Source organism: Methylorubrum podarium (genome assembly GCF_022179745.1).
Taxonomy (GTDB): domain Bacteria; phylum Pseudomonadota; class Alphaproteobacteria; order Rhizobiales; family Beijerinckiaceae; genus Methylobacterium; species Methylobacterium podarium.
This window is the reverse complement of the sequence record NZ_BPRD01000718.1, coordinates 1-2,027: the sequence shown is the minus strand read 5'-3', so window position 1 is coordinate 2,027 and position 2,027 is coordinate 1. Positions and strand designations below refer to the sequence as shown.

Below are 2,027 nucleotides of genomic sequence, written 5' to 3'. Positions count from 1 at the left end.
GGCCGAGGCACTGGCGGCGGCCGAGCTGCCGCCGGAGCGGTTCCTGGCGCTGCGGCCGGGACAGGTTTGGGGGGGGTAGGGGCAGCCGGTCCGATGATCGGGATCAGCCGTTCACTTGGCTCCGTCCTGCGTAATCTTTCGATTTGTCGGCTTGCGCGCCGCCATCGTCATCCCCGCCGAGGCGGCGACGATGCAGCCGATGGCGGCCACCTGCAGCAGGGTCAGCTGCTCGCCGAGCAGGGCGAGGGCGGCGACCGCCGCCACCGCCGGTTCCAGGCTCATCAGCACGCCGAAGGCCGGGCGGGGCAGGCGAGTGAGGGCGAACATCTCAAGCGAGTAGGGCAGGGCGCTCGACAGCACGGCGATGACGAGGCCGGTCGCCAGGGTCGCCGGCGTGAACAGATCCGCTCCGCCCTCGGCGAGGCCGACGGGCGCGACCACGAGGGCAGCGACCAGCATGCCGAGGGAGACCGCCCGCCCGCCGCCGGACCGGCCGGCGCGCTGGCCGAAGACGATGTAGCCGGCCCAGCACAGGCCCGCCGCGAGCGCCAAGGCGGCCCCCGTCGGGTCGAGGCTGGCGGTGTCGCCGAGCGGCAGCAGCAGACCGAGCCCGAGCACCGCGAGGCCGATCCAGGCGAAGTCGAGGGTTCGGCGCGAGCCGGCCAGTGCCACGGCGAGCGGGCCGGTGAACTCGATGGCCACCGCGATCCCGAGCGGGATCGTGCGCAGGGCCAGATAGAACAGCAGGTTCATGAGCCCGAGCGCCGCGCCGTAGAGCACGGTCGCGCCCACCTCGCCGCGCTCCGGGCCGCGCCGCCACGGCCGCCAGACCGCGAGCAGGATCAGCGCCGAGAAGCCGACGCGCAACGCCGTGACGCCCGCGGCGCCGACCACGGGAAACAGGCTCTTGGCCAGCGCCGCGCCGCTCTGGATCGAGATCATCCCCGCGACCAAAGCGAGGATGGGCAGGGCGATGGCGGACGCCTCCGGCCGTTCCCGCACGATCAGCGCGCGGTCAGAGGATGAAGCGGCTGAGATCCGTGTTGGCGGCGAGATCCGCGACCCGCTCGCGCACGTAGCCAGCATCGATCGGCACCGTCTCGCCGGAGCGGTCGGTGGCGGTGAACGAGATCTCGTCGATCACCCGCTCCAGCACCGTCTGCAGGCGGCGGGCGCCGATATTCTCCACCGAGCCGTTCACCTCCACGGCCACGCGGGCGATCGCGTCGATCGAATCCTCGGTGAAGTCGAGGGTGACGCCTTCGGTCTCCATCAGCGCCACCGTCTGCTTGATCAGGCTCGCCTCCGTGGCGGTGAGGATCTGCTTGAAGTCCTCGACGGTGAGCGGCTGCAGCTCGACGCGGATCGGCAGGCGGCCCTGCAACTCGGGCAGCAGGTCGGACGGCTTCGACACGTGGAAGGCGCCGGACGCGATGAACAGGATGTGGTCGGTCTTCACCGGCCCGTGCTTGGTCGCCACCGTGGTGCCCTCGATCAAGGGCAGCAGGTCGCGCTGGACGCCCTCGCGGGAGACGTCGGCGCCGGAGCGGCCCTCGCGCGCGCAGATCTTGTCGATCTCGTCGAGGAAGACGATGCCGTTGTCCTCGACCTCGCGGATCGCCTCGCGGGTCAGCGCGTCGTCGTCCACGAGCTTGTCGCTCTCCTCGGCGATCAGCGGCGCGTAGGCGTCGGCCACGGTGATACGGCGCGGCTTGCCGCGCTGGCCGCCGAGCGCCTTGCCGAGCATGTCGGAGATGTTGATCGCGCCCATGGAGGCGCCGGGCATGCCGGGAATCTCGAACATCGGCATGCCCTGCGGGCCCGACGGGGCGAGTTCGATCTCGACTTCCTTGTCGTCGAGCTCGCTCGCCCGCAGCTTCTTGCGAAAGCTCTCGCGGGTCGCCTGGCTCGCGGTGGGGCCGACCAGGGCGTCGAGGATGCGCGACTCGGCCGCCGCCTCCGCCTTGGCCTTGACCGCCTTGCGCTTCTCCTCCCGCGTCAGGCCGATGCCGACCTCGACGAGGTCG

The 2,027-nt window shown here is 71.6% G+C and carries 2 protein-coding genes; both read right to left on the bottom strand.

Annotated features, from left to right (window positions below):
* Positions 1-111 precede the first annotated feature (111 nt).
* Positions 112-1,002 (bottom strand): EamA family transporter, encoded by an 891-nt coding sequence (locus MFF42_RS26205; protein ID WP_373875233.1) that lies wholly within the window; start codon positions 1,000-1,002, stop codon positions 112-114.
* A 13-nt stretch (positions 1,003-1,015) separates the two neighbouring features.
* Positions 1,016-2,027, bottom strand: a 1,012-nt coding sequence (hslU, locus tag MFF42_RS26200) for an ATP-dependent protease ATPase subunit HslU (RefSeq protein WP_238258874.1), incomplete at its 5' end; no start/stop codon positions are given.